Annotated in this window: 1 protein-coding gene; it reads left to right on the top strand. The window is 39.6% G+C overall.

Annotated features, from left to right (window positions below):
- The coding region (locus ACFIM8_RS09445) for a DNA methyltransferase (RefSeq protein WP_375614866.1) at window positions 1–536 on the top strand (536 nt) is incomplete at both ends.

Consider the following 536-nt stretch of genomic DNA (forward strand, 5'->3'; position numbering starts at 1 on the left):
CCACAGAATGATACAAAGTGGCTTTCCGATAACCATGATTTTATAATGGTTTATGCCAAAGATAAAACGATTTGGCGTCCTAATTTACTTCCTCGTTCAAGCGATATGGATGCGCGCTATAAAAATCCTGATAATGATCCTCGTGGGTTATGGCAATCGGATAATCTGTCTGCGAAAAGAGTAACACCTAAGGACATTTATGAAATCATTACACCTTCTGGACGCAAAGTTATGCCTCCCGCTGGAGCTAGTTGGCGGGTTAGTAAAGAAAAGTTTGCCAAGCTGTTAGAGGATAATCGCATTTGGTTTGGAACAGATAATGGCGGAGTACCAAGAATCAAACGTTTTTTATCAGAAGTAAAAAATGGTATGGTTTCAATGACCATTTGGCTTTATGAGGAAGTAGGGCATAACCAAGATGCCAAAAAAGAGGTTAAAGTTTTTAATTCTAAGAATGTCTTTACAACTCCTAAGCCCGAGCGATTAATGGAACGCATCATTCAACTTGCCACCAACTCTGGTGATCTTGTATTGGA

Origin of the sequence: Bartonella sp. AC535YNZD (assembly GCF_042196625.1) — a bacterium.
In the GTDB taxonomy this organism is placed as follows: Bacteria; Pseudomonadota; Alphaproteobacteria; order Rhizobiales; family Rhizobiaceae; genus Bartonella.